Below are 24,399 nucleotides of genomic sequence, written 5' to 3'. Positions count from 1 at the left end.
GCCGCCGAGTCACACGCACGGCTCCGGCTCGCGGTCCGCCTCCTCCTCCGCCTCGGGGATCTCTGGGACGCGCCTTTCGACGACGACGTACCGCTTCCACAGCAGGAACGCAGCCCAGATCGTCGCGCCGACGAGCAGGCCGTTGCGGCAGGTGACGAAGAGCGCGGCCTTGGTGCTGCCGTGCACGAGCGCGGGGAACAGCAGCGGGAACTCCAGCTGGGTGACGGAGATCGTCCCGAGCAGCAGCCAGCACGGCCCGGCCAGCACCGTGCCGCCGTGCTTGAGCGGCGCGATCGCGAGGCAGAGGGCGATCAGGCCGCACACCCAGACGAGGTACTGCGGGCTCAGCACCCTGCTGGTGATGATCGAGATCATGACGGCGACGAGGGCCGCGTCGTAGTACACGCCCTCGGTCCAGCGGCCCGGTGTCAGTTTCGCGCGACGGCGCCACCACAGCAGCCAGCAGAAGCCGAGCAGCGTGAGCAGTTCGCAGAACGCGGCGATCGCGCTGATGCCCGGCCCGATGATCTCCCAGGAGCCGTAGCGGTTGCGGATCACCGCGTGGTAGCCGAAGTGCCGGGCCAGCAGGAACGGCGTGGCCAGCACGGATTCGATCTCCAGGCCCCGGCCGCCCTGCTGCTGCAGGAAGGAGAGCGAGCCGGGCATGATCAGCAGCAGGAGCATCGGAACGCCGCCGCCGAGCACCGTCCAGACGACCGCCCGCCGGCCGTCGCGGCCGCGTGGCAGGCCGAGGAGCAGGGCCATCGGCCAGAGCTTCACGATCGTGCCGAGGCCGATCGCGGCGCCGCGCAGCCGCCACGTCGAGGCGGCCGTGCGCAGCGTCACGACCAGGCCGACCGACGCGATCATGGTGACCGTGATGTCGTAGCGGCCGAAGATGAAGGGCCCGAGCATGAAGATCGCCGCGACGTACGCGTAGGCGCCGGTGTAGTCGGCCTTCTCGCCGCCGGTCTCCGTCTGGGTGCGCCAGCAGCGGTAGACGACCAGCAGGAAGATGATCAGATCGGATGCCAGCGCCATCGCGTAGAACGTCGAGTAGTAGCTCAGTCCGGTCACCGAGCGGACCAGCCGCGGGAACTCGATGACCAGCGCGGCGCCCGGCGGGTACTGCCAACTGCGGTCGCCCTGCGGGAAGTGCCCGGTGCTGAAGATCGTCGACCAGCGGTTGTAGAGCTTGAGGTCCCCGGTGATGTCGCCGTGCGAGATGTACGGCAGCACGTTGTAGACGTACAGCAGCAGCACGCCGCGGGTCCACGCCCAGACGGCCGCGGGCAGCGCCGCCGAGCGCAGCCGCGGGAAGGTCAGCATGGCCCGGAGCGTCATCGGCGGTCCTGTTCTGCTGTGGAGCGGTCCCGTGGTGGGCGGTGCGTCGCCGGGGCACGGAGATGAGATCGTAGAGCCATGGCCCGCACCCTCGTCGTCACCAACGACTACCCCCCGCGACCCGGCGGTATCCAGGCGTTCGTCCAAGCGATGGTCGACGGGTTCACCCCTTCGGACGTGGTCGTCTACGCCTCCACCTGGCGCGGCAAGGCGGCGGAGTGCCGTGCGTATGATGCCGAACGTCAGTATCTGACGATTCGTGACCAGACAACCGTGATGGTTCCGGACCCGAAGCGGGTGCGGCGCGCGGTGGAGATCGCCAGATCCGAGGGCTGCGACCGGGTGTGGTTCGGCGCCGCCGCGCCGCTCGCGCTGATGGCGCCGACGCTGCGCCGCAAGGCGGGCGTCGAGCGGCTCGTCGCGACCACGCACGGCCACGAGGCGGGCTGGGCGCAGCTGCCCGCGGCCCGGCAGCTGCTCCGCCGGATCGGTGACGGAGTCGACGTGCTCACCTACCTGGTCGAGTACTACCACCGCAAGGTCGGGGACGTGCTCAAACCGGCGGCGCGCGAGCGGATGGCGCAGCTGCACCCCGGCGTGGACGTGCAGACCTTCCACCCCGGCGTGCGCGACGAGCCGGAGACCGCGCAGCTGCGCAAGAGCCTCGGCCTCGCGGACCGGCCGACGGTCGTGTGCGTCTCCCGGCTGGTGCCGCGCAAGGGCCAGGACACGCTGATCAAGGCCCTGCCGCTGATCAAGAAGGCGGTCCCGGACGCGGCCCTGCTGATCGGCAGCGGCGGACCGTACCGCAAGGACCTGGAGAAGCTCGCCGCGGACACCGGCGTCGCGAAGGACGTCGTGTTCAGCGGGCCGGTGTCCTGGGCCGAGCTGCCGCGGCTCTACGCGGCGGGCGACGTATTCGCGATGCCGTGCCGGACCCGCCGCGGCGGCCTGGACATCGAGGGCCTCGGCATCGTCTACCTGGAGGCCTCGGCCCTCGGCATGGCCGTCGTCGGCGGGGACTCGGGCGGCGCGCCCGACGCGGTGATCGAGGGGGAGACGGGTTACGTCGTTCCCGGGAGCGGCGAGCTGAGTGTCACTCAGACGGCCGAACGTGTCGCGGAGCTGCTGAACGACCCGGCGAAGGCGGCGCGGATGGGTGTGGCCGGCCGGGCCTGGGTGGAGCGCGAGTGGCAGTGGCCGCTCGTGCAGCGCAGGTTCCGGGAGCTGCTGCAGATCTGACCGCGGTGGCGGCCGGCTACTGCTTGTCCCGCCAGCGGCGGAGCAGGTCCTCGCGGTGCTCGGCGAGGTCGGTGACGCTCTCCTCGGGCAGCAGGATGGTGTAGTCCTGCGCGGTGCCCGGCTCGGGGTGCAGGTAGTCCCAGGCGAAGTGCGCCTGGCCGCCGATGTACAGGCCCTTGATCCGGCCCTGCGTCACGTCGACGACCTCGAAGGGCTCGTTCCACCAGCGGAAGGTCCAGGTGGCGGTGTACCACTCCTCGACCTCGTCCAGCGTGACCCGGAGCGGGCCCACGTGCGACGGGCCGGTGAGCGCGAGCCGCGACTGCTCGTCGACCGCGTCCGCGGCCGGCAGGACCCGGCCCTCGAAGCGCGCGAAGGTGCCTGAGCGGTACCTGCCCGCGTCGGCCATCAGCGCCTGCTCGCGGCGGAAGCGGGGGAGCAGCGGATCGCGGTGCTGCGTCAGGTCGGCGATCTCGGCGCGCGGGAAACGTCCCCAGCGCCCGGAGCCCGGCCTCAGGTGTTCGGCGGCGAATTCGGTGTCAGCGCCGAGGTATACCCCTTCCATCATGTCGTCGGTCAATCCGCGCGCCTCGAAGGGCTCGCCGCGCCAGGTGAACGTCCAGCGCGAGGTGAACCACTCGTCGAGCCGGTCCGGGTGGACCAGGATCGTGTTCTCCCCCTTGATCAGCGCTACCCGCGGCCATATCGGATCATCCACTGACCCCTGGCGGTAGGCGACGCCGTGGAACACGGCCACGTCCGTCGCGCGATACCCCCAGGGGTCTCCTCTGTCGACCACTGTTTTGATTCTTCTCCCGCCGGCGCGCGAGTGGGAGTTCGCGCTTCGAGCTCGGCGTAGTTATCAGACAACTGCCGGAAACTTCTCTCGTCATCCTGGGATGAACGAATCTGCACCCTACCGTCTGTGCTGTTTTGAACACAACGCCGCAGCTTCGCCCCTCGCTACACTCCTGCGGGTGGAGAGGATCACGTCGCGCAACGCCCGGTTCCAGCAATGGGAGGCCCTGCTCGGGAACCGCAGCAAGCGGCACCGGGCCGGGGAGTTCCTGGTGCAGGGCGTTCGCCCGATCGGCCTCGCGCTGCAGTACGGCTGGCCGGTGCACGCGCTGCTGTTCGATCTGGACCGGCCGCTCTCCCGATGGGCCGCCGACACGCTGCGTTCCACCCGTACGGCGCAGTACGGCATGGCCGGGGAACTCATCGCGGAACTCGGCGAGAAGGATTCGACCCCGCCGGAACTCATCGCTGTCGTCGGTATGGCGCCGGACTCACTCGATCGGCTCAATGGACGGCCCGGCGCCACGGCCGGGGCCGACGCATTCCTCGGTCTCGTCTTCGACCGGCCGACCAGTCCCGGGAATCTGGGCTCGATCATCCGCTCGGCCGACGCGTTCGGCGCGCACGGGGTGATCGTGTCCGGCCACGCCGCCGACCCCTACGACCCGAAGGCCGTGCGCGCGAGCACCGGCTCGCTCTTCGCGCTGCCCACGGTGCGGGTGCCCGGCCACGCGCAGGTCCAGGAGTGGATCGCCGGCCGGCGTGCCGCGGGCAGCCCGATCCAGGTGGTCGGCACGGACGAGCACGGCGAGGCGGACGTGGCCGAGTTCGACCTGACCGTCCCGACGCTGCTCGCGATCGGCAACGAGACCAACGGGCTCAGCCAGGGCTGGCGCGAGGCCTGCGACGCGCTCGTGCGCATTCCGATCGGCGGCGCGGCGAGCTCCCTCAACGCAGCCAACGCGGCAAGCGTCGTGCTCTACGAGGCGGCCCGGCAGCGACACTCCACGGCCCGCTGACAGCCGACTGGCGGCCAACTGACGGCCGACTGACGGCCGACGAGGTGGCGGCGGTCTTCGACGCCCTCCTACGCCTCGTCCGGTTCCTTCGTCTCCACGCCGAGCCACCGCAGGCCGCCGAGCACGTGGCGCAGGAATTCCGGGTCCTGGTACGTCTCATCGGCGTGTCCGAGGGCGGTGTAGAACGCCTTGCCGCCGCCGTATTCGTGGCACCAGGACAGCGGATGGTCGGCGCCCATCGTGCCGCCCTGGTACGTCGCCTCGTCGACCGTCAGCAGGATCCTGATGTCCTGCACCGCCGAGCGCGGGTTGCGGCGGAACGCGTACCACTCGTCGGTGCGCTCCCACTTCTCGCCGAGGTGCTCGGTCGCCGGGTGCTCGCGGTCCTCGACGTCGATGACCGCGGGCTGGATCTCCGGGTGCCGGTCGAACCACGCGCCGACCAGGCCCTCGAACCACGGCCAGTCGTACTCGGTGGTGGACGCGGCGTGGATGCCCAGCCAGCTGCCGCCCTGCTTCATGTAGTGCGCGAGGGCGGCGCGGCCCATCTCGTCGAGCACGGCGCCGCTGGTGGACAGGAACACGATCGCGTCGTACCGCTCCAGCCGGCCGGGCCGGAAGCAGTGCACGCCCTCGCTCGCCTCGACGGCGAAACTGTGGTCGGCGCCCAGCTTCTCCAACGCCTCGACCCCGGCCTGGATCGACGAGTGCCGATATCCGGTCGTCCGCGAGTACACCAATATCCGCGCCATGACGGCCGTACGCTCCGTCCGCTCAGTCCAGCTCGGCCAACAGTTGCGTATGCCGGTCTATCACGGTTCGCAGAGTCTGATCACCCGGTGTGTCCCAGATCTCCTGGTTGAAGATCTCCACTTCGATGAATCCCTTATATCCCGCCTCCCGCACGGCGCGGACGAACGAAGCGATGTCGATCACGCCGTCGCCCACGTGCCCGCGGCCGAGCAGCGCGTCCGCCGGGATCGGGATCAGGAAGTCGCACACCTGGAACGCGAGGATCCGGCCCGCCGCGCCCGCGCGCTCGATCTGCGCGAAGACCTGCGGATCCCACCAGATGTGGTACGTGTCGACGCACACCCCGACGTTCCGGCATCCGGTGCGCACGGCGACCTCGTCGGCGATGTCCAGGGCCTGGCCGAGGGTCGAGACGACCGCGCGGTCGGCGCAGAACATCGGGTGCAGCGGCTCGATCGCCAGCTTCACGCCGCGCGACTCGGCATACGGCGCGAGCTCGGCGATTCCGTCCGTCACCGCCGCACGTGCCGCGGCCAGGTCCCTGCTGCCCGACGGCAGACCGCCGACGACGAGCACGAGGACGTCCGTGCCCAGCGCCACGCACTCGTCCACGGCGGCGTGGTTGTCCGCCTGCCAGTCAGGCGAGGTGAAGAACCCGCCGCGGCACAGGCTCGTCACGGTCAGACCCGCCTCGCGCACCAGCTTCGCCGAGGCTTCGAGGCCGTGCTCGGCTACCTTGTCGCGCCACAGGCCGATGCCCGGCACGCCCTGCTCGACGCAGCCGGCTACGGCCTCGCCGAGGCTCCAGCCCTTCGTCGTCCAAACGTTCAGCGACAGCTGCTCAGCCGTGTGATCAGTCACCGCAGTACCCCTTGAAGCGCGCCGCGGCGACTTCCGCGTCGGGGAGGATGCCGCCGGCGACGGCCATCTCGTACAGCTTCGCCAGATGCTCGCGGTCGCGGCCGGCCTCCTGGCCGCCGAGCATCGTGAAGTGGTCCTGATAACCGGACAGGTACGCCAGGAACACGACGCCGGTCTTGTAGAACTGGGTCGGGGCCGCGAAGATGTGCCGGGCCAGCGGGACCAGCGGGTCGAGCACGCCGCGGAACCCGGCGACGTCGCCCGCGTCCAGCAGCGCGAAGGCCTGCGCGGCCTGCGTGGCGAGCGGGTCGAAGATGCCGAGCAGGGCGTGGCTGAAGCCGTGTTCGTCGCCCGCGACGAGCTCCGGGAAGTTGAAGTCGTCGCCGGTGTACAGGCGAACGCCCCGCGGCAGCCGGCGGCGAAGCGCGATCTCGCGGTCCGCGTCGAGCAGCGAGACCTTGATGCCGTCGATCTTCGCCGCGTGCTCGTTGATGATCGCGAGCACTGATTCGGTCGCGCCGTCCAGGTCGGCGCCACCCCAGTAGCCCCGGAGCGCGGGGTCGAACATGTCGCCGAGCCAGTGCAGGATCACCGGACTCGACGCCTGGCCGATGACGCGCGCGTACACGTCGGCGTAGTCGTCGGCGCCGCGTGCGCCGGCGGCCAGCGCGCGGCTGCACATCAGCACCGGCTGCGCTCCGGCCTGCTCGACGACCTCAAGCTGCTGTTCGTACGCGGCGACGATGTCCGCGAGCGCGCTTGCTCCGGTCGCCGGTCCGTTCGCGACCAGCTGGTCCGTGCCGACGCCGCAGCAGAGCAGACCGCCGACGGCCCGCGCCTCGGCGCCCGAGCGGCGGATCAGCTCCTGCGTGGCGGCCCAGTCCAGGCCCATGCCGCGCTGCGCGGTGTCCATCGCGTCGGCGATGCCGAGGCCGAGCGACCAGAGCCGGTGCCGGAACGCGAGGGTCGCGTCCCAGTCCACCGCCGACGGGGCGCCCGGCGCGTTGTCCGCGTTCGGATCGGCCACGACGTGCGCGGCGGCGAACACGGTGCGGGAGGCGGGCATCAGGCGCCCCGGCCGAGCTCGGGAACCTCGACCCGGCGGCCCTCGGCGGCGGAGAGCAGGCCGAGTTCGGCGAGCTGCACGCCCTTCGCGCCGGCCCACAGGTCGTGCGCGAACGGCGTTCCCGGCGCGCTCAGTGCGACGTGCTTGAGGAACAGCTCCCACTGGATCTTGAATCCGTTGTCGAAATCGCCGTTGTCCGGCACGGTCTGCCACTGCTCGCGGAAGGGCACGGTGTTCGGGATGTCCGGGTTCCACACCGGCTTCGGCGTTCCGGCGCGGGACTGGAAGCGGCACTCGCGCAGGCCGGCGACGGCGCTGCCGTGCGTTCCGTCCACCTGGAACTCGACGAGTTCCTCGCGGTTGACCCGGACTGCCCAGGAGGAGTTGATCTGCGCGACGATGCCGCCTTCGAGCTCGAACACGCCGTACGCCGCGTCGTCCGCGGTGGCCTGGTAGGGCTTGCCGAGCTCGTCGACCCGCTCCGGGATGTGCGTGGCGGCGTGCGCGTACACCGAGCGGACCGGCGCGACGATGTGCTCCAGGACGTACTGCCAGTGCGGGAACATATCGAGCACGATGCCGCCGCCGTCCTCCGCGCGGTAGTTCCAGGACGGTCGCTGCGCCTCCTGCCAGTCGCCCTCGAAGACCCAGTAGCCGAACTCACCGCGCACGGACAGGATCCGGCCGAAGAAGCCGCCGTCGACCAGGCGCTTGAGCTTGAGCAGGCCCGGCAGGAAGAGCTTGTCCTGCACGACGCCGTGCTTGACGCCCGCGGCGTCGGCGAGCCGGGCCAGCTCCTGGGCGCCGGTCAGCGAGGAGGCGGTGGGCTTCTCGACGTAGATGTGCTTGCCCGCCGCGATCGCCTTCTTGACGGCGGCCTCGCGCAAGGGGGTGAGCTGGGCGTCGAAGTAGATCTGGTTGGCCGGGTCGGCGAGCGCCGCGTCCAGGTCGGTGGTCCACCGCGACAGGCCGTGCTTTGCGGCGAGGGCTTCGAGCTTGTCCGCGTTGCGGCCGACGAGCACGGGCTCGGGCCACAGGACCGTCCCGTCGGGCAGCGCGAGGCCGCCCTGCTCGCGCAGGGCCAGGATCGAGCGGACGAGGTGCTGGCGGTAGCCCATGCGTCCGGTGACGCCGTTCATCACGATGCCGAGAGTGCTGCGGCTCATCTGGCCCTTCCTCGGGGAAGCTGGAGACGGGAAATTTGGAAAGCGCTTTCCAGCGAGTAGGGTAGGGGCGTGGACGAGCAGAGGTCAAGAGCCGCCGAGGTCCCCGCCGGCCGGGTCAGGCCGGTGACCGGCGCGGTGACGCTCAAGCAGGTGGCGGCCGAGGCCGAGGTGTCGCTCGCGACGGCCTCCCGGGTGCTGCACCGCTCCGGCGGCCGCGAGGTGCGCGGCGCGCTCGCCGAGCGCGTCCAGGCCGCCGCCGAGCGCCTCGGCTACGTCTCCAACCCGCACGCGCAGGCCCTGGCCCGCGCCCGGTCGAGCACCGTCGGCCTGATCGTGCACGACGTGACCGACCCGTACTTCGCGGCCATCGCGACCGGCGCCATGCACGCCGCGCACGCCGACGGCGTCATGGTGATGATGGCCGCGACCTTCCGCGACCCCGAGCTCGAGATCGACTACCTCGGCAGGCTGCGGGCCCAGGGCGCGCGCGGCGCCCTGCTCGCGGGAAGCGGCAGCACCGACCCCGCCGTCAGCGGCCGGCTCGCCGACGCGATCACGGCGTTCACCCGCGAGGGAGGCCGCGTCACCGCGATCGGCGCCCGCCCCGACGCCCACATCGACGCCGTCGTCCCTGACAACACCGACGGCGCCCGCCAGGCCCGCGCGCACCTGGAAGCGCTCGGCCACCGCCGCATCGGCGTCGTCTCCGGCCCCGGCACGCTGCTGACCGTCCGCCAGCGCCTCGAAGGCCTCGGCGACGGCCTGCGCACGGTGGAGGCGGACTTCACCCGCGAGGGCGGCTACGAGGCCGCCGCGAAGCTCCTCGCGGCGCACCCGGACGGCGGCCTCACGGCCCTGATCGCCCTCAACGACCTCATGGCCGCCGGAGCCCTCGCCGCGGCGCGCGACGCGGGCCGCCGCGTCCCCGAGGACCTGTCCGTGGTCGGCTTCGACGACCTCCCCTTCGCCGCCGACCTCAGCCCCGCGCTGACCACCGTCCGCCTGCCGCTGCGGCAGATGGGCGAACGCGCGATGGCCCTGCTGCTGACCGGTTCCGACGGCGCGTCACCCGCCGCCGGGCCGTCCGCCGCGTCGGCCGCCGAGCCCGGCGCTGCCGCGTCCCGGCGGACCGTCGACTTCCCCGTGGAACTCGTCGTCCGCGCGTCCACAGCCGAGGCTGCGGGCGCGCGGACGACGTAGAGCGGTTCGACCGCGCCTCAGCGCGCGTACATCGCCTCGATCTTGTCGGCGTACTCGGCCGTCAGGATGTGCCGGCGGATGCTCTGCTTCGGGGTGAGCTGGCCCGCGTCGATGCTCCACTCGACCGGCAGCACCTCGAACTTGCGGACGGACTCGGCCTTGGAGACCGCCTTGTTCGCGTCGTCCACGGCGGCCTGGAGGTCGGCGAGCAGCTCCGGGTCCTTGCACAGGTCGGCGAGCGGCATGTCGGCGGGCTTGCCGTGCTGGGAGAGCCAGTGCGGCAGCGACTCCGGATCCAGCGTGATCAGCGCGCTGATGAACGGCTTGGCGTCGCCGACGACCATCGACTGGGCCACCAGCGCGTGCGCGTTGAGCCGGTCCTCGAGCACGGCCGGGGCCACGTTCTTGCCGCCGGAGGTGACCAGCAGCTCCTTCTTGCGGCCGGTGATCCGCAGGTAGCCGTCCTGGTCTAGCTCGCCGAGGTCTCCGGTCTTGAAGAAGCCGTCCTCGGTCATCACGTCCTTGGTCGCGGCGTCGTTGTTCCAGTAGCCGTGGAAGACGACCTCGCCCTTGGCCTGGATCTCGCCGTCCTGCGCGATGCGCAGGGTGACGCCCGGCAGCGGGGTGCCGACCGTGCCCGGGCGGATCGCGTCGATCGGGTTCACCGCGATCGCGGGGGAGGTTTCGGTCAGGCCGTAGCCCTCGCAGACCGTCAGGCCGATGCCGTTGTAGAAGTACGTCAGCCGCTCGCCGAGCGGGGCGCCGCCCGAGATGGTGTGCGTGGTCCGGCCGCCGAGGGCCGCGCGCAGCTTGCCGTAGACGAGGCGGTCGAAGACCTTGTGCTTGAGGTTCAGCCCGACCGGGATCCTGCCCTGGTACTTGGCCTCGCCCCAGGCGATCGCGGTGGCGGCCGCGGCGTCGAAGATCTTGCCCTTGCCCTCGGCGTGCGCCTTCTGGCTGGCCGAGTTGTAGACCTTCTCCAGCACGCGCGGGATGGTCAGCAGGAAGGTCGGCTTGAAGGACGCGAGCTCCGGCAGCAGCTGCTTGGTGTCGCCGCAGTGGCCGAGCTTCGCGCGGGCCATCAGCGCGCCGAGGTTGACGATGCGCGCGAACACGTGGGCCAGCGGGAGGAACAGCAGGGTGCTGGCCTCCTCGCCCTTGAACATCTTGGTCAGCTGGGCGACCGCGTTGCCCGCCTCGGCCAGCAGGTTGCCGTGGGTGAGCACGCAGCCCTTCGGGCGGCCGGTGGTGCCCGAGGTGTAGATGATGGTGGCGACGCTGTCCGGGCGCAGGGTGGCGCGGCGCGCGGCCAGCGTCTCCGCGCTCACCTCGGCGCCGGCCTCGGCCAGCATCGCCAGCGCGCCGCGGCCGTCGCCGCTCGGCTCGATCTGCCAGATGTTCTTGAGGGCGTCCGCCTGGTCGCGCACCGACTCGACCATCGCGGTGTTCGCGTCCAGCTCGGTGAACACGGCCACCGCGCCGGAGTCCTTCAGGATCCAGGCGACCTGCTCGGCCGAGGAGGTCTCGTAGATCGGCACCGGCACGCCGCCGGCCTCCCAGACCGCGAAGTCGAGCAGCGACCACTCGTAGCTCGTGCGCGACATGATCGCGACCCGGTCGCCTGCCGACACGCCGAGGGCCACCAGGCCCCTGGCCGCGGACTGCACTTCCGCGAGGAAGGTCGCAAAGGTCACGTCCCGCCAGGCGCCGCCGACCTTGCGGGCCAGGCCGACTTGATCCGGCACCTCGACCGCGGGCGTGTGCACCAGGTCGGTCAGGTTCGCCTTCTCGGGCACCTTGTACAACGGTTCGACGGTGAACTCGCGCACGGACAGGCTCCTTGCACTGGAGGGTAGGCAGGCGGGACCGAAAAACGCCCGCGCCACGAAGGTACAACTTATTACCGGCCGGTAGCCAGAGTGTATGGGCAAGATTTCCGCGCCGGTGGACCGGGCCGGACCTCGTGTCGGGCCGACGCGATACCCTTGGGCGACAGGGAGCGTTAACGCGGAGCGGCGACGGATGGGAAGGGGACCGATGGCGGACCGTACCCGGGCCTCGATCGAGATCGGCGCGCCGGCCGACGCGGTCATGGCCGTGATCGCGGACCTGCAGACGTACCCGGAGTGGACCGGGGAGGTCAAGCGGGCCGAGGTGCTGGAGACCGATCCGGCGACCGGGCGGGCCAGCCGGGCCGTGCTGACCATCGACGGCGGCGCGCTGCGCGACCGGCAGGAGCTGGCCTACACCTTCGAGGGGGACAGCGCCGTGCGCTGGAGCCTGGTCAAGGGCGACATGCTGCGCTCGCTGGAGGGCGCGTACACGCTGACGCCGGGCGCCGACGGGGCGAGCACGACGGTGGAGTACACCCTCGCCGTGGACACCAAGATCCCGCTGCTCGGCATGATGAAGTCCAAGATGGAGAAGGTCATCATCGACCGCGCCCTGGCCGGGTTGAAGAAGCGCGTTGAGTCCCTACGGTAACGGCGGCCCCGGCTCGGGCGAGGGGGAGGCGGACGGCGGCGCGCGCTCGGCGGCGCAGGCCGGCCCGGACTCCCGCGTGACCAATCTGATCCTGTTCACCGGCAAGGGCGGCAGCGGCGTGACCACGCTGGCCGCCGCCACCGCCGCGCACGGGGCGCAGCGCGGCATGCGCACGCTGCTGCTCTCCCTGGGCTCGCTCTCCCACGACGGGGACGGCGCCGACCTGGCCACCGTCCTCGACCACCCGGTCGGCGCGGTCCCCACGCAGGTCGACGGCCTGCTTTACGCGCAGAGCTTCGCCCCGCAGGCCGCCTTCGAGCAGTGGTACGGCAAGGCAGTCACCCGGGTCCGCACCTTCGTCGAGACCGTCGGCCTGACCCCGCCGGACGCCGCCGAGCTGCTCGCCCCGCCCGGCGCCGGCGAGCCCCTCGCCCTGGCCGAGATCGCGGCCGCGGTCGACGGCGGCGCCTGGGACCTGGTCGTGGCCGACCTGCCGCCGCTCGGCCAGGCGCTGCGGCTGCTCTCCCTGCCGGTCGCCGCGCGCGACTGGCTGCGCCGCGCCCGGCCGGTGGAGACGCAGGCGGCCCGCGCGCTGCGGCCGATGCTGGCGACCTTCGCCGGGCTGCCGATGCCGCAGACCGCGCTGGTCGACCTGACGGACGCTCTGGTGCGCGAGTGCGGCGCCGTCGAGGAGGTGCTGACCCATCAGCTCTCCTCGGTGCGGCTGGTCGCCACCCCGGACATCGTCGGCCTCGACCGGCTGCGCACCGCCCGCTGCGGACTCGCGCTCTACGGGCTGCGGCTGGACGCGCTGATGGTGAACCGGCAGGTCGTGGAGGCGCCGCGGGACAGCTGGTCGCGCGGCTGGGCCGCCGCCCAGCAGATCGCCGCCGAGCAGCTCGCCGAGATCTTCGCCGGGGTCGCCCGGCACGAGGTGCCCTACCGGCCCTGCGAGCCGCTCGGCCTCGAGGAGCTCGCCGTGGTCGCCGCGGCCGCCTACGGGGAGGTGGACGGGCTCGGCGCGCCGGGCCGGGCGCCCGCTCCGGCGGTGGCGAAGTCCGGGGAGGGGTATGTACTGAGCGTGCCCCTGCCGGGAGCGGACCGCCGGGCGATGGGGCTGCTGCGCCGGGACGAGGAGCTGGTGCTCACCGTCGGCCCCTATCGACGTACGCTGCGACTGGAGCCGGTGCTGCGGCGCTGCAAGATCGCCGGAGCCGTGCTGCGCAATCAGGCCCTGGAGATCCGCTTCGTGCCCGACCCCGCGCAGTGGCCCGCGGACCGCGCGGACGAGGAGCCCGCGGACGGCGGGCCGCCCGCGCCGCCGGACGCCGCCGGAGCCGCGGCCGCCTCGTCCTGAGCGCAGGGCGCCCGCGGCGGCCTGCCGCGCACCCCAGTCCACCGTCCACCAGTTGTCGAAGAGCCGAATCGGGGAGCAGAGCGTGAACGAATCTCAGCGCGAACCGCGCGACGAGCAGTTCGACGGGTTCGATGAGGCCGAGGGCTTCGAGATCCCCGTGCAGGACGCCGAGCGGGAGCTTCCGGCGGCCTCGGCCGACGGACCGGACTGGACGCGGGCTCGTCAGGTGAGGGATGATCCGGAGTCGTTGGGCGCGGAGGCCCGCAAGCTGTGGGACGCCGTGTACTCGCAGTTCCTGCAGCCTCTGGTGCGCAACTACCCGGAGGCGGCCGGGCACCTGACGACGGCGGGCGAGGAGCTGGCCTCGGCGGTGCGCTCGCTGATCCGCGGAAACGAGCAGCTGTGGGCCGGTTCCGGCCCGCGGGACGCGGAGCCGTCCGAGACGGCGGACGTCGTCGAGGTTCTGCTGGACGACGACGCGCCCGCGCCGGGCGACGGCGCCGGAGCGGCCGGCGCGGACGACGGGCCGGGGCAGGACCAAGAGGCGGAGAGCTGATGCGAGCGACGAGGCGTGTGAGGACAGCATGGCACTGACGGTCGGCGTGGACATCGGCGGCACGAAGATCGCCGCCGGTGTGGTGGACGAGCAGGGCGCGATCCTGGAGCGGGTCAAGCTCGCCACCCCGCACGATTCGGCGCAGGTCGCCGCGACGATCGCCGAGGCCGTCAACACGGTGCGGCAGGGGCACGAGATCGAGGCCGTCGGCCTCGGCGCGGCCGGCTTCGTCAGCGCGGACCGCGCGACGGTGCTGTTCGCCGCGAACATGTCCTGGCGCAACGAGCCGCTGCGGGACCGGATCGAGGCGATGGTCAACCTCCCGGTCGTGGTGGAGAACGACGCGAACGTGGCCGCCTGGGGCGAGGCCCGGTTCGGCGCGGGCTCCGGCCGGGACAACGTCGTGATGCTGACGATCGGCACCGGCGTCGGCGGCGGCGTGATCATCGGCGGCCGCCTGCTGCGCGGCCACTTCGGGATCGGCGCCGAGCTCGGCCACTACCGCGCGGTGCCGGACGGGCTGCCCTGCGGCTGCGGCCAGCACGGCTGCATCGAGCAGTACGCGTCGGGCAGCGCGCTGACCCGGATCGTTAAGCAGGGCGCGGCCCGCGAGCCGGAGCGGGCGAAGATCCTGCTCGGCCTCGGCGACGGCACCCCGGAGGGCATCGTCGGCTCGCACATCACGGTCGCCGCCCGCGAGGGCGACCCGGTCGCGCTCGAGGGCTTCACCGAGGTCGCGACGTGGATCGGCCAGGCGATGGCGGACATGACCGCGATCCTGGACCCGGGCGTGATCATCCTCGGCGGCGGCGTGTCCGAGGCCGGCGAGATCCTCGTCGCCCCGGCCCGCAAGGCCTACCAGGAGAAGGCGCCGGCCGCCGGCCAGCGCCCGCTGGCCGAGGTGGTCGTCGCGACCCTCGGCCCGGACGCCGGCATCATCGGCGCCGCCGACCTCGCGCGCGATCGCGGTATGTGAGCTCTCGCAGGCCCGCTGCGCGATCGGTTGCGTGAGCGGGGCCCGGGCTCCGAGACGGTGGTACGGCTGTCTTACGCAGGTGGGCGGGTGCTTTTTCAAGCGCCCGCCCATTTCCGTTCTTCAGCTCGCCGGCTCCGCTCAGACCACCGCGCCGTAGTTGTCGTCGTCATCGTCGTCCCGGTGCGGCTTGAGCCGGCTCACCAGGTAGCCGAACCCGCACAGGCCGGCGAACGCGCAGCCCACCGCGGCCCAGGTCGGCGTCTGCCAGTTCAGGATCGTCGCCGCCATCAGGTACCCGGGCCCGCCGAGCGCACCGAGCCACGCCGCCTTGGTCGGCCAGTTCAGCTCGGGCAGCGGCTCCGGGGTCGGCGGCTCGAAGGACTCCGGAGTCGGCTCCTGCGGCTCCGGCACGTCGCGCGGCCCGATCGCTCCCGAGGTCCAGGTCAGCCGGGCGTCCACGGAGCGCGGCGGGGCCGGCCGGGCGGCCGGGCGCACCACGCGGGCGCCGGGCTCCAGCGCCCCCGGCGCGGGCGGCTGCTGGCTGACGTTCTCCGCCTCCGGCCACGGCACCGGTCCGTCGCCGGACGGCGACTCGTGGAACGCGGCGACCAGATCGTTCCAGACGGCCTCGGCCTCGGCGTCGGCGCGACCGTCCGGCTCGCGCTCGGGTTCGCTCATGACGCCCTCTCCGTTGCTCCGATCCGTGCGACGAACTCCGCCGAGTCGGCGAAGATCCGCTCCGCGTCGTGGTCCAGCGTCGCGACGTGGAAGCTCTCGCGCAGCACGACCTCGCGCTTGTCCGTGGAACTCACCTTCCCGAGCACCAGTGCGCTGTTGCGGGGATGCACGACGTGGTCCTCCGCCGAGTGCAGCACCAGCAACGGCGCCGTCACCTTCGGCAAGTCCGCGGTGACGACCGTCCAGAACCGGCTCAGCGAGTGGGCGGCCTTCAGCGGCGTGCGATCCGTCCCCGTCTCCTTCATGCCCGGCTTCTTGATGTCCGAAGCGATCGCGGGGATGGACGGGATCACCTTGCTCAGCAAGGGCAGCAGCGCCTCGGCGGGTTTGTTCCGGGTCACCGACGGGTTCACCAGCACCAGGCCGGCCACGTCCGCCGCGTGCTCCTCGGCCAGCCGCAGCGCGAGGCCGCCGCCCATCGAAAGACCCATCAGGAAGACCTGGTCGCAGCGCGCCTTGAGCTCCGCGAACGCCTCGTCGAGCCGGGCGTACCAGTCGGTCCAGCGGGTGGCCTGCAGCTCGCGCCACGGCCGGCCGTGCCCCGGCAGCAGCGGAAGCTCGATCGCGTACTCGGGGTGGCGCTCGGCGAGGTACTCGCCCCAGGGCCGCATCGACTGCGGCGAGCCGGTGAAGCCGTGGCACAGCAGCACGCCGATCGCCGCGCGCTCCGGTCCGGCGCGCCACGGCTCGACGCCGGACAGCGCGGCCTCGCCCACGGGGCCCTCGACGGTGTCAGTCTCCACGTCGGCCATCGGCCCGCTCCTTCAGAGGGTCACGCGCTACTGTTCGCATGGTCCCACGCGATCCCTTGTCTCGTACAGTAATACGCCGGAATGTGGCCCCGGCCCGTGCTCGCGGCGAACGGCGCGTAGGTCCGGCCGCTTCGGTATCTTCCAGGTTAGAGCTTTCCAGGGACGGGGGCCGGATCCGGGAGCGGCCCCCGAGCCCGGCGGCCGTCCCGCGGACGCTCTTCAGTCCCTGTCGATCGGAGGACCGGTGTTATACGGCTTGCTCAAGCGCGGCCTGCTCGGCCCGGCACTGCATGTCGTCTTCCGCCCGCAGGGGGAGGGGGTCGAGAACATCCCGGAGTCCGGCCCGGTGCTGCTCGTGGCGAACCACCAGTCCTTCTCCGACTCGATCTTCATGCCGCTGCTCACACCGCGCCCGGTCAAGTTCCTGGCGAAGGCCGAGTACTTCACCGGGCACGGCGTGAAGGGCTGGTTCTCGAAGGGCTTCTTCGCGGGCGTCGGCTCGGTGCCGATCGACCGCGGCGGGGCCAAGGCCGCCGACGCCGCGATCAAGACCGCGCTGCGGCTGCTCGACCAGGACCAGATCGTCGGCCTCTACCCGGAGGGCACCCGTTCGCCGGACGGCCGGCTCTACAAGGGCCGCACCGGAGCCGCGCGGATCGCGCTGACCGCGCGCTGCCCGGTCGTGCCCTGTGCGATCTCCGGCACCGAGAAGGTGCAGCCCACCGGCAAGCTCGTGCCGAAGGTCTACCCGGTCACCGTCACCTTCGGCGCGCCGCTGGACTTCTCCCGCTACGCCGTCGGCCTGTGGGCCGAGGTCCACGGCACCGAGCACGAGCACACCGTGCTGCGCGCCGTCACCGACGAGATCATGCAGACGCTGGCCGAGATGACCGGCAGCGAGTACGTGGACCGCTACGCCTCCGACGTGAAGAAGGCGCCCCTCGCGCCGCCGGAGGCTCAGGCCGCCGCGGCCGGGAACGCCGGGGCGCCGGAGCCGTCCAGCAGGATCTGATGCCCGGTCACGGTCACCTTGGCCTGCAGGTAGCGCAGGTTGGTGGGCGTGACGAAGACGCCGGTGGGCACCCTGCGCTCGATCTCGATGCCGTGCGCGGACAGCTGCTTCGCCTTGTCCGGGTTGTTCGACAGCAGCTCGATCCGGCGCACGCCGAGGGTGTTCAGCATCTGCGCGGCGGCGGTGTAGTCGCGGCCGTCGGACGGCAGCCCGAGCGCCTCGTTCGCCTCGTAGGTGTTCAGGCCCTGGTCCTGCAGCGCGTACGCGTCCAGCTTGTTGTACAGGCCGATGCCGCGGCCCTCCTGGCGCAGGTAGACGAGGTACCCGCCGACCCGGGAGATCTGCTCGGCCGCGTCGCGCAGCTGCGGCCCGCAATCGCAGCGGGCCGAGCCGAACACGTCGCCCGTGAGGCACTCGGAGTGCAACCGGACGAGGGGCGTGTTCGTATGCTCGTAGTCGCCGAGGCCCAGGGCGACGTGCTCCTGCCCGTCGGCGAGACCGTCGAAGGTGAACACCTGGGCGTCGACCCGGAAGCCGTCGGAGAACCGCAGCGGGATCCGCACCGAGGTGCGCACCGAGGCCGGCGCGGGAGAGGAGCTGCTCATCGATCTGTCTCCTGGGGCTCGAGGGGACCTGAAGTACGTACGGTTCTCGCTACTCAACGGACGACGCCCGCCCGGAAATTCCCCCGGACGCTCCGATCGGCCGCTGTTCATCCGCGCGTAACCGGTCCGCGATACGAGCCGGGCATCCGAAACCCGTCGGTAACCGGTAAGTTGGGGGGTGAGGTCGGTGACCGTAGGGTGTCTGGACGGTCCGAGGGCAACGGCGCCCCACCTCGACCCCACAGTCAAAGGCTTTTCTGCCTGTGCGGGCCGGTGCGGCGGCTGACGGCACACGTGAAGATACCCGAAGGGAACGACATGCGCGTCGGAGTGCTCACCGGCGGGGGCGACTGCCCCGGTCTCAACGCCGTCATCCGGGCGGTGGTCCGCAAAGGCGTCCAGCAGTACGGCTACGAGTTCGTCGGCTTCCGCGACGGCTGGCGCGGTCCGCTCGAGGGCCTGACCCGTACCCTCGACGTCAAGGCCGTGCGCGGCATCCTGCCGCGCGGCGGCACGATCCTCGGCTCGTCCCGCACCAACCCGATCAAGATCGAGGGCGGCGTCGAGCGCATCAAGGAGAACCTGGCGAACCTCGGCGTGGACGCCCTGGTCGCCATCGGCGGCGAGGACACCCTCGGCGTGGCCACCGCGCTGCACGCCCAGGGCGTGCAGGTGGTCGGCGTGCCGAAGACCATCGACAACGACCTGAACGCCACCGACTACACCTTCGGCTTCGACACCGCGGTGACCATCGCGACCGAGGCCATCGACCGGCTGCACACCACGGCCGAGTCGCACCACCGCGTGCTGGTCATCGAGGTCATGGGCCGCCACGCCGGCTGGATCGCGCTGCACTCCGGCATGGCCGGCGGCGCCAACGTCATCCTCATCCCCGAGGAGAAGTACGACATCGAGCAGGTCTGCGAGTGGGTCGAGTCCCGCTTCAAGTCCGAGTACGCGCCGATCGTCGTCGTCTCCGAGGGCGCCGCTCCGCAGGAGGGCGACGAGATCCTGCTCAACCAGGAGGTCGACTCCTTCGGCCACGTCCGCCTCGGCGGCGTCGGCGAGCGGCTGGCCGCCGAGATCGAGAAGCGCACCGGCAAGGAGTCGCGCACCACGGTGCTCGGCCACGTGCAGCGCGGCGGCACCCCGACCCCCCGCGACCGCTGGCTGGCCACCCGCTTCGGCCTGCACGCGATCGACGCGGTCAAGGACGCCGACTGGGGCAAGATGGTCGCGCTGCAGGGCACGGACATCGTCCGCGTCCCGCTGAGCGCCGCCACCACCGAGCTCAAGACCGTCCCGCTGAGCCTCTACGAGGAGGCCAAGGTCCTCTTCGGCTAAAGCCGTAAGCGATCTTCGGACCGGGCCCTCGCGCGCGAGGGCCCGGTCTTCTCTTTCATCCCGGCAGCAGGCGGGCCAGCTCCCGGCGCAGGATCGCCAGCCCGTCCCTGGTCAGCACGGACTCGGGATGGAACTGCAGGCCGGTGTAGTGCGGGCCGCGCAGCGCGGCGAGCTCCGGCCCGTCGTGCGCGAGCTCCCACTCGCCCGCGGCGCGCGGCGCGAGAACGGCGTACGAGTTGTAGTACCCGAGCGCCTCGGTCCGCCCGAACAGCCCGACCGGGATCTGCGCCCCCTGGTTCGGCGTGGGCCTGCGGTGCAGCTCCAGGCCGAGCTCCGCGCACATCAGCTGGTGGCCGAGGCAGATGGCGAGCGTCGGGCGCCGCTCGTCGAGCAGCTGCCGGGCGAACGCGCGCACGGTCCGCATCTTCGGGTTCTGCGCGTCCCGCGGATCGCCCGGCCCGGGGCCGAGCACGACGAGGTCGTAGCCGTCGGTGCCGTCCACGGCGTCGTACGGCAGCCGGGTGACCGCGAGGCCGAGACTGCGCAGCTGGACGGCCAGCATCGAGGTGAACGCGTCCTCGTTGTCGATGATCAGCACACTGCGTCCGGCCAGCTCGGGTGCCGCGAGCTCGCCCGGCGCGTGGTACGTGGCCCAGGCGGGGGAGAGCCGCTCGTTGCGCGACGCGAGCGCGGCCCGCACCACCGGATCGTCCGCCCAGACCGGCCCGGTCGCCACGCCGTACGACGTCGTCGCACCGGACGTCGGCGCCGTGCGCACCCCGAACGCCCGCAGCACGCCCGCCGCCTTCGCGTGCGTCTCCCGCACCTCGCCGTACGGATCCGAGCCGCGCACCAGCGTCGCCCCGACGGGAACGCGCACCGAACCGTCCGCCGGATCCAGGTACGCCACGCGCAGCATCAGCGGCGCGTCCATGGTCTGATTCCCGTGCCCGTCCCGCCCGATCAGCGCCGCGACGCCGCCGTAGTAGCCGCGGCCGGCCGTCTCGTGCCCCCGGCTCTCGTGCCGCAGAATCACCCGGAAGGCGTTGCGCAGCGGCGATCCGGTCGCGGTCGGCGCGAACATCGTCGTGCGCAGGATCTCGCGCGCGTCCATCGTGGTACGGGCCCTGATGTAGTACTCGGTGTGCGCGAGGTTGGCCATCTCCTTCAGGTACGGCCCGTCGATCACGCCGCCCTGGTCGCCGACCTCCGCGAGCATCTTCAGCTCCTCGTCGACGACCATCGCGAGCTCGTCGCGCTCCTTCGGGTCGCTGAGGAAGGCCAGCAGCTCCTCGCGGGTGACCGAGCTCGGCGGCTTGCGCAGCGTGCCGCTGATCGGGTTCATCGTGCACACGCCCGACTCCAGCGACACGTGCCGCTCCGGCGTGGCGCCGACCATGATCGCGTCGCCGGTGTGCACGAGGAACGTCCAGTAGGCGTTGCGTTCCTGCACGAGGAGGTTGCGGAACGCGCCGAACGCCGTCTCGGCCGCGTCGTCGCATCGTGCGACGTAGGTGCGCCGCAGGACGAAGTTCGAGCCTTCTCCGGCGGCGATCTCCTCGTCCAGGATGGCCTTGACCTTGAGCGCGTACTCATCGTCCTCGACGTCGAACGCGCCGTCGCGCACCCGCGCGGTGCCCGTCGGCAGGTCGCTGAGCTGGACCGTCTCCCGGGACTCGACGATCAGCGCACGCAGCGGCGTCCCGTCGTCGTGGCAGGCGTCGCCGCGTTCCCGCAGCTGGCGGTACGGCACGAGCGCGAGCAGTTCGCCGCCCTCGTCCTCGACGCGCGGCAGGTCGGCGAGCAGCTCGAAGGTCTCGACGCGGCCGCGCAGCAGCTCGATCGAGTCGTGTCGGCGGATCAGGGCGTAGGGCGGAGCGAGCGGTTCCATGGGCGGGCGTCCTTCGGGGTCGTGTGCCGCCACAACGCCCGGGAACTGTCCGTGGGAACACGAAACCGGCCGCCTGACGGCGGCCGGTCGCGGGGTTCGGGGAGAAGCGCGCGCTCAGTGGTCCGCCGGGGTCACCGGCCACCACCACTGGTTCTGCGCGAGCGCGAGCTTCATGGCGCTGACTGTATCAGGCCCGGGCGACCTTCTTCGGGAGCAGGAACGCCGACGCGAGCACGAGCACCACGATTCCGAGCCCGACCGCGGAGGCGGTCTCCATCGCGCTCACGAACGAGCTGAGGTGGACGCCGTTGCCCAGCACCGAGAAGAAGATCGTGCCCAGCACGGTCGCGCCCACCGCGTTGCCGAACTGCTGAGCCGTGGTCAGCGCGCCGGCCGCCATGCCCGCCTTGTGCGGCTCGATGCCCGAGGAGAGCACCGCGCCGATCATCGAGGGGATGGCCATGCCGTTGCCCAGGCCGATGACGACGCCGCCCGGGATCAGCTCCAGCGCGGTCACCGCCGAGCCCTTCCAGGCCAGCACGCCGATCGTGACCGCCAGGCCGACGAAGCTCAGGCTCGCGCCGAGCACGATCACCCGGTTGCCGATCCGGTCGGCCACCCGCCGCGCCAGCGTGAACGAGCTGACCGCGAACGCGACGCCGAGCGGGGCGAACGCGAGCCCGGCGCGCAGCGGCGACAGGCCGAGGCCGTCCTGCAGCAGCAGGGTCAGGCAGAGCATGAACCCGGCGAAGAAGGCCAGGTAGCCGCCGGAGATCACCATGCCAGCGGCGAAGACCCGCTCGCGCACCATGTTCGTGTCCAGCACGGGCTGGCCGTCCCGGGCGTGCAGCCGGTTCTCGTAGCGCAGCGTGGCCAGCATCACCGGGACGGCCGCGGCCATCGAGACGAAGGTCCACAGCGGCCAGCCCTCCGGGCGCCCGAGCGTGACCGGCACGAGCACCAGCGCGAGCGCCAGCGAGATGCCGATCGCGCCCACCGGGTCCAGCTTCGGCCGGTGCGTCGGCTCGTGCTTCGGCAGCCAGCGCGCGGCGAGCAGCACCGACGCGAGCCCGATCGGCACGTTGATGAAGAAGATCGCCCGCCAGCCCCAGCCGAACAGGTTGGCGTCCAGCAGCACGCCGCCGAGGACCTGCCCCGCGACCGCGCCGATGCCGATCGTCGCGCCGAACGCGGACATCGCCCGCGCCCGCTCCTCCGGCGGGAACATCGTGTTGATCAGCGCCAGCACCTGCGGCACCATCAGCGCCGCGGTGCCGCCCTGCAGCACCCGGAAGGCGACCAGCGACCAGCCGCTCGGGGAGAGCCCGCAGAGCAGCGAGGCTATCGCGAACAGCGCCATCCCGAACACGAACAGGCGCCGGTGCCCGTGCAGGTCGCCGAGCCTTCCGCCGGTGATCAGCCCGCTGGCGTACGCGAACCCGTACCCGCCGACGATCAGCTCGAGCGCGGCGGACCCGACGTGCAGGTCGTGCTGGAGGGAGGAGGCGGCGACGTTGACGACGAAGTAGTCGAACATCGCCATGAACATGGCGGTCAGAATCACCGGCAGGGCCCGCCACCGCGCCGGATAGGCGGTGAACGCGGGCCGGCGGGGGTTGGTTGTGTCGGCGGCGGGTGCGGATGCGGCTGACGCCGCGGCGGATGTCTCGGTGACGGACACGTGGTTCTCCAGGATCGTCCGACGAAGCTGCATGGGTCCTGCGGGTCCAGCTCGGCACGTGAAGCTCGGAAGTGAAGCTGAAGTCGAGGTCGGGGTCCGGAATCGGAATCCGCGTGCGCTCCCTCGCGTTACACGGACGATCCCCGTCGGGCCGTTGAGGCCCTTGCAGGGCCTCAACCAACCGGTTGGTTGAGAATATTCCATCCAGCGGGCTGGCTGTCAACTGACTAGTTGGTTACCATGGCCTCATGGCCACGCGAGACGCTGAAGCAACCAAGGCGCGCATCTTCGAGGCGGCGACCGCGGAGTTCGCCGCCCACGGGATCGCCGGCGCCCGCGTGGACCGCATCGCCCAGAACGCGCAGGCCAACAAGCAGCTCATCTACGCCTACTTCGGCGACAAGAAGAAGCTTTTCTACAAGGTCCTCGACAAGACCCTCGTCCAGGTCGCCGAGATGGTCTCCACCGACATCACCGACCTCGACCGCTGGGTCGACGAGCACATCGACTACCACCGGAAGCACCCCGAGCTCCTCAGGCTGCTGATGTGGGAGGCCCTCGAGGTCGAGTCCGAGAACACCTGCCGCAGCGAGGCCCGCGCCGAGCGCTACGGCGTCAAGAAGCAGAAGATCGTCGACGCCCAGACCCAGGGCATCGTCCGCGACGACATGCCCGCCGCCTACATGCTGATGCTGCTCATGGGCATGATCAACTACGCCGCCGCGCTACCCCAGGTCCGCGACCTCGTCTTCGGCCCCGGCTTCGACCCCGAGGCCCTGCGCGCCTGGACCAAGGACGCCGTCAAGCGCGTAGCGGTGAAAGCCGCGGAGGAGTAGGGGCTCGCGAGCCGGCCCGACGGTGGGGTGTTCGATGGCCCGCGGTCGGCGCTCGGCTCTATCGCAGCCGGGTGAAGTAGCCGATCGCCATCGACGTCCACCAGAGTGCCTGGGAGAGCACGGCACTGGCCACGGCGCGCGTCAGGAGACGGCGTGGCAGGGTGCTGATGCGTGCGGTGCGGGGGACTGCGCGGACGTGGTCGAGGATGTCGCGGGCGTGGACGGCGTTGACGCCCAGGGCCAGGACGACGAAGAAGTTGGCGACGACCCAGGCATTGCCGAAGTCGGGCTGCAGGAACGCGCCGCTGACGCACACGAGGGCGAAGCCGGCCCAGATCAGCCAGTCCGCGTAGAGCGCGAAGCGTGCCGCGCGGCTGATCGAGGTCCAGCCGAAGGCCGCGGCCAGGAACGCGCCGTCGACCGCGAGCACGGTGCCGAGGCCGAGGCAGAACCCGACGACGTGCACGGTCAGATAGCGCGTGCGTGCCGCGTCGGAGAGGTAGACGGTCGCGGCGCCTTCGTGCTTGCTCAGCAGGACGATGCCGAACCACGCGCAGACCACGAGCGCCGCCATGATCGCCAGCTTCGGCGCGCGGGCCTCGAGGGGCGGGACACGGTCGAAGGCTCCCTCGGAGGGCGGAAGGACAGCGGCTGCGGCTATCGCGGTGCGAGGGTCGTCGGCGCGGCGCTCAGGACTCATGCCCAGCAGTATAGGTAA

The 24,399-nt window shown here is 71.7% G+C and carries 23 protein-coding genes; 10 read left to right on the top strand and 13 right to left on the bottom strand.

From position 1 onward, the window contains the following. Positions 1–9: 9 nt before the first annotated feature. Positions 10–1,344, bottom strand: a complete 1,335-nt coding sequence (locus KDK95_RS09370) for a glycosyltransferase family 87 protein (protein WP_212517663.1) — start codon at positions 1,342–1,344, stop codon at positions 10–12. Between the two features lie 78 nt (positions 1,345–1,422). Between KDK95_RS09370 and KDK95_RS09365 the strand changes: the two genes are divergently transcribed. Beyond that, positions 1,423–2,586: a glycosyltransferase family 4 protein gene (locus KDK95_RS09365; RefSeq protein WP_212517662.1), complete on the top strand. Its 1,164-nt coding sequence runs from the start codon at positions 1,423–1,425 to the stop codon at positions 2,584–2,586. 16 nt (positions 2,587–2,602) lie between these two features. Here KDK95_RS09365 and KDK95_RS09360 read toward each other — a convergent pair whose 3' ends face one another. After that, positions 2,603–3,385: a hypothetical protein gene (locus KDK95_RS09360; protein ID WP_212517661.1), complete on the bottom strand. Its 783-nt coding sequence runs from the start codon at positions 3,383–3,385 to the stop codon at positions 2,603–2,605. Positions 3,386–3,563: 178 nt separating this feature from the next. Between KDK95_RS09360 and KDK95_RS09355 the strand changes: the two genes are divergently transcribed. Then, on the top strand, positions 3,564–4,403 hold the full coding sequence (locus KDK95_RS09355; protein ID WP_307844294.1) for a TrmH family RNA methyltransferase: 840 nt from the start codon (positions 3,564–3,566) through the stop codon (positions 4,401–4,403). Between the two features lie 68 nt (positions 4,404–4,471). Here KDK95_RS09355 and KDK95_RS09350 read toward each other — a convergent pair whose 3' ends face one another. The 4 genes from KDK95_RS09350 to KDK95_RS09335 are packed head-to-tail and all read right to left on the bottom strand — an operon-like array spanning position 4,472 to position 8,249. Further along, the gene (locus KDK95_RS09350; RefSeq protein ID WP_212517659.1) at positions 4,472–5,155 is read right to left on the bottom strand and encodes a ThuA domain-containing protein; all 684 of its coding nucleotides are present in this window, start codon (positions 5,153–5,155) and stop codon (positions 4,472–4,474) included. 22 nt (positions 5,156–5,177) lie between these two features. Continuing rightward, the gene (locus KDK95_RS09345) at positions 5,178–6,017 is read right to left on the bottom strand and encodes a sugar phosphate isomerase/epimerase family protein (protein WP_212517658.1); all 840 of its coding nucleotides are present in this window, start codon (positions 6,015–6,017) and stop codon (positions 5,178–5,180) included. Next, positions 6,010–7,083 (bottom strand): dihydrodipicolinate synthase family protein, encoded by a 1,074-nt coding sequence (locus KDK95_RS09340; protein WP_212517657.1) that lies wholly within the window; start codon positions 7,081–7,083, stop codon positions 6,010–6,012. The genes KDK95_RS09345 and KDK95_RS09340 overlap by 8 nt, the downstream gene beginning before the upstream one ends. Next, complete coding sequence (locus KDK95_RS09335) at positions 7,083–8,249, bottom strand: Gfo/Idh/MocA family protein (RefSeq protein ID WP_212517656.1); 1,167 nt, start codon at positions 8,247–8,249, stop codon at positions 7,083–7,085. Before KDK95_RS09335 ends, KDK95_RS09340 begins: the two co-directional genes overlap by 1 nt. A gap of 69 nt (positions 8,250–8,318) precedes the next feature. On the opposite strand from KDK95_RS09335, the gene KDK95_RS09330 reads away from it, so the two are divergent. Next, entirely contained in the window at positions 8,319–9,449 is a 1,131-nt protein-coding gene (locus KDK95_RS09330) for a LacI family DNA-binding transcriptional regulator (protein ID WP_212517655.1), read from the top strand. 17 nt (positions 9,450–9,466) lie between these two features. Here KDK95_RS09330 and KDK95_RS09325 read toward each other — a convergent pair whose 3' ends face one another. Next, positions 9,467–11,278: an AMP-dependent synthetase/ligase gene (locus KDK95_RS09325; protein WP_212517654.1), complete on the bottom strand. Its 1,812-nt coding sequence runs from the start codon at positions 11,276–11,278 to the stop codon at positions 9,467–9,469. Positions 11,279–11,486: 208 nt separating this feature from the next. Between KDK95_RS09325 and KDK95_RS09320 the strand changes: the two genes are divergently transcribed. The 4 genes from KDK95_RS09320 (at position 11,487) to KDK95_RS09305 (ending at position 14,822) form a co-directional block, all read left to right on the top strand. Next, the gene (locus tag KDK95_RS09320; protein WP_212517653.1) at positions 11,487–11,933 is read left to right on the top strand and encodes an SRPBCC family protein; all 447 of its coding nucleotides are present in this window, start codon (positions 11,487–11,489) and stop codon (positions 11,931–11,933) included. Further along, positions 11,917–13,290 (top strand): ArsA family ATPase, encoded by a 1,374-nt coding sequence (locus KDK95_RS09315; RefSeq protein ID WP_212517652.1) that lies wholly within the window; start codon positions 11,917–11,919, stop codon positions 13,288–13,290. Before KDK95_RS09320 ends, KDK95_RS09315 begins: the two co-directional genes overlap by 17 nt. Before the next feature lie 82 nt (positions 13,291–13,372). Beyond that, positions 13,373–13,846, top strand: a complete 474-nt coding sequence (locus KDK95_RS09310) for a hypothetical protein (protein WP_212517651.1) — start codon at positions 13,373–13,375, stop codon at positions 13,844–13,846. 28 nt (positions 13,847–13,874) lie between these two features. Next, entirely contained in the window at positions 13,875–14,822 is a 948-nt protein-coding gene (locus KDK95_RS09305) for an ROK family glucokinase (protein WP_212517650.1), read from the top strand. A gap of 138 nt (positions 14,823–14,960) precedes the next feature. Here the strand turns inward: KDK95_RS09305 and KDK95_RS09300 are convergent, their stop codons facing one another. Both KDK95_RS09300 and KDK95_RS09295 read right to left on the bottom strand, forming a co-directional pair. Then, entirely contained in the window at positions 14,961–15,500 is a 540-nt protein-coding gene (locus KDK95_RS09300) for a hypothetical protein (protein WP_212517649.1), read from the bottom strand. Continuing rightward, complete coding sequence (locus KDK95_RS09295; protein ID WP_212517648.1) at positions 15,497–16,312, bottom strand: alpha/beta hydrolase; 816 nt, start codon at positions 16,310–16,312, stop codon at positions 15,497–15,499. The genes KDK95_RS09300 and KDK95_RS09295 overlap by 4 nt, the downstream gene beginning before the upstream one ends. Before the next feature lie 244 nt (positions 16,313–16,556). On the opposite strand from KDK95_RS09295, the gene KDK95_RS09290 reads away from it, so the two are divergent. Next, the gene (locus tag KDK95_RS09290) at positions 16,557–17,324 is read left to right on the top strand and encodes a lysophospholipid acyltransferase family protein (protein WP_307844293.1); all 768 of its coding nucleotides are present in this window, start codon (positions 16,557–16,559) and stop codon (positions 17,322–17,324) included. Here the strand turns inward: KDK95_RS09290 and KDK95_RS09285 are convergent. After that, positions 17,270–17,929, bottom strand: coding sequence for a GTP cyclohydrolase II (locus KDK95_RS09285; RefSeq protein WP_249160759.1), 660 nt, complete (start codon positions 17,927–17,929; stop codon positions 17,270–17,272). The two genes, KDK95_RS09290 and KDK95_RS09285, sit on opposite strands and share 55 nt — an antisense overlap. 318 nt (positions 17,930–18,247) lie before the next feature. Here KDK95_RS09285 and KDK95_RS09280 point away from each other — a divergent pair, with 318 nt between their 5' ends. Then, entirely contained in the window at positions 18,248–19,273 is a 1,026-nt protein-coding gene (locus KDK95_RS09280; RefSeq protein WP_212517646.1) for a 6-phosphofructokinase, read from the top strand. Between the two features lie 55 nt (positions 19,274–19,328). On the opposite strand, the gene KDK95_RS09275 is transcribed toward KDK95_RS09280, so the two are convergent. After that, a complete protein-coding gene (locus KDK95_RS09275; protein ID WP_212517645.1) occupies positions 19,329–21,164 on the bottom strand; it encodes an anthranilate synthase family protein in 1,836 nt (611 codons plus the stop codon). A gap of 187 nt (positions 21,165–21,351) precedes the next feature. Then, positions 21,352–22,878 carry an MFS transporter gene (locus KDK95_RS09270; RefSeq protein WP_212517644.1) on the bottom strand — a complete coding sequence of 509 codons (1,527 nt, stop codon included), beginning with the start codon at positions 22,876–22,878 and terminating at the stop codon, positions 21,352–21,354. A 215-nt stretch (positions 22,879–23,093) separates the two neighbouring features. On the opposite strand from KDK95_RS09270, the gene KDK95_RS09265 reads away from it, so the two are divergent. Further along, the gene (locus KDK95_RS09265) at positions 23,094–23,681 is read left to right on the top strand and encodes a TetR family transcriptional regulator (protein ID WP_212517643.1); all 588 of its coding nucleotides are present in this window, start codon (positions 23,094–23,096) and stop codon (positions 23,679–23,681) included. 58 nt (positions 23,682–23,739) lie between these two features. Here KDK95_RS09265 and KDK95_RS09260 read toward each other — a convergent pair whose 3' ends face one another. Next, the gene (locus KDK95_RS09260) at positions 23,740–24,381 is read right to left on the bottom strand and encodes a hypothetical protein (protein WP_212517642.1); all 642 of its coding nucleotides are present in this window, start codon (positions 24,379–24,381) and stop codon (positions 23,740–23,742) included. Between the last annotated feature and the right edge of the window lie 18 nt (positions 24,382–24,399).

Source organism: Actinospica acidithermotolerans, assembly GCF_018139625.1.
GTDB lineage: Bacteria > Actinomycetota > Actinomycetes > Streptomycetales > Catenulisporaceae > Actinospica > Actinospica acidithermotolerans.
This window is presented reverse-complemented; position numbering and strand designations above follow the sequence as displayed.

What these genes read in the sequence shown, in the direction of transcription:
- KDK95_RS09370 (WP_212517663.1), bottom strand. Translation starts at nt 1,344, where the DNA reads ATGACGCTCCGGGCCATGCTGACCTTCCCGCGGCTGCGCTCGGCGGCG.
- KDK95_RS09365 (WP_212517662.1), top strand. Translation starts at nt 1,423, where the DNA reads ATGGCCCGCACCCTCGTCGTCACCAACGACTACCCCCCGCGACCCGGC.
- KDK95_RS09350 (WP_212517659.1), bottom strand. Translation starts at nt 5,155, where the DNA reads ATGGCGCGGATATTGGTGTACTCGCGGACGACCGGATATCGGCACTCG.
- KDK95_RS09340 (WP_212517657.1), bottom strand. Translation starts at nt 7,083, where the DNA reads ATGCCCGCCTCCCGCACCGTGTTCGCCGCCGCGCACGTCGTGGCCGAT.
- KDK95_RS09335 (WP_212517656.1), bottom strand. Translation starts at nt 8,249, where the DNA reads ATGAGCCGCAGCACTCTCGGCATCGTGATGAACGGCGTCACCGGACGC.
- KDK95_RS09320 (WP_212517653.1), top strand. Translation starts at nt 11,487, where the DNA reads ATGGCGGACCGTACCCGGGCCTCGATCGAGATCGGCGCGCCGGCCGAC.
- KDK95_RS09305 (WP_212517650.1), top strand. Translation starts at nt 13,875, where the DNA reads ATGGCACTGACGGTCGGCGTGGACATCGGCGGCACGAAGATCGCCGCC.
- KDK95_RS09300 (WP_212517649.1), bottom strand. Translation starts at nt 15,500, where the DNA reads ATGAGCGAACCCGAGCGCGAGCCGGACGGTCGCGCCGACGCCGAGGCC.
- KDK95_RS09295 (WP_212517648.1), bottom strand. Translation starts at nt 16,312, where the DNA reads ATGGCCGACGTGGAGACTGACACCGTCGAGGGCCCCGTGGGCGAGGCC.
- KDK95_RS09285 (WP_249160759.1), bottom strand. Translation starts at nt 17,929, where the DNA reads ATGAGCAGCTCCTCTCCCGCGCCGGCCTCGGTGCGCACCTCGGTGCGG.
- KDK95_RS09280 (WP_212517646.1), top strand. Translation starts at nt 18,248, where the DNA reads ATGCGCGTCGGAGTGCTCACCGGCGGGGGCGACTGCCCCGGTCTCAAC.
- KDK95_RS09275 (WP_212517645.1), bottom strand. Translation starts at nt 21,164, where the DNA reads ATGGAACCGCTCGCTCCGCCCTACGCCCTGATCCGCCGACACGACTCG.
- KDK95_RS09270 (WP_212517644.1), bottom strand. Translation starts at nt 22,878, where the DNA reads ATGCAGCTTCGTCGGACGATCCTGGAGAACCACGTGTCCGTCACCGAG.
- KDK95_RS09265 (WP_212517643.1), top strand. Translation starts at nt 23,094, where the DNA reads ATGGCCACGCGAGACGCTGAAGCAACCAAGGCGCGCATCTTCGAGGCG.
- KDK95_RS09260 (WP_212517642.1), bottom strand. Translation starts at nt 24,381, where the DNA reads ATGAGTCCTGAGCGCCGCGCCGACGACCCTCGCACCGCGATAGCCGCA.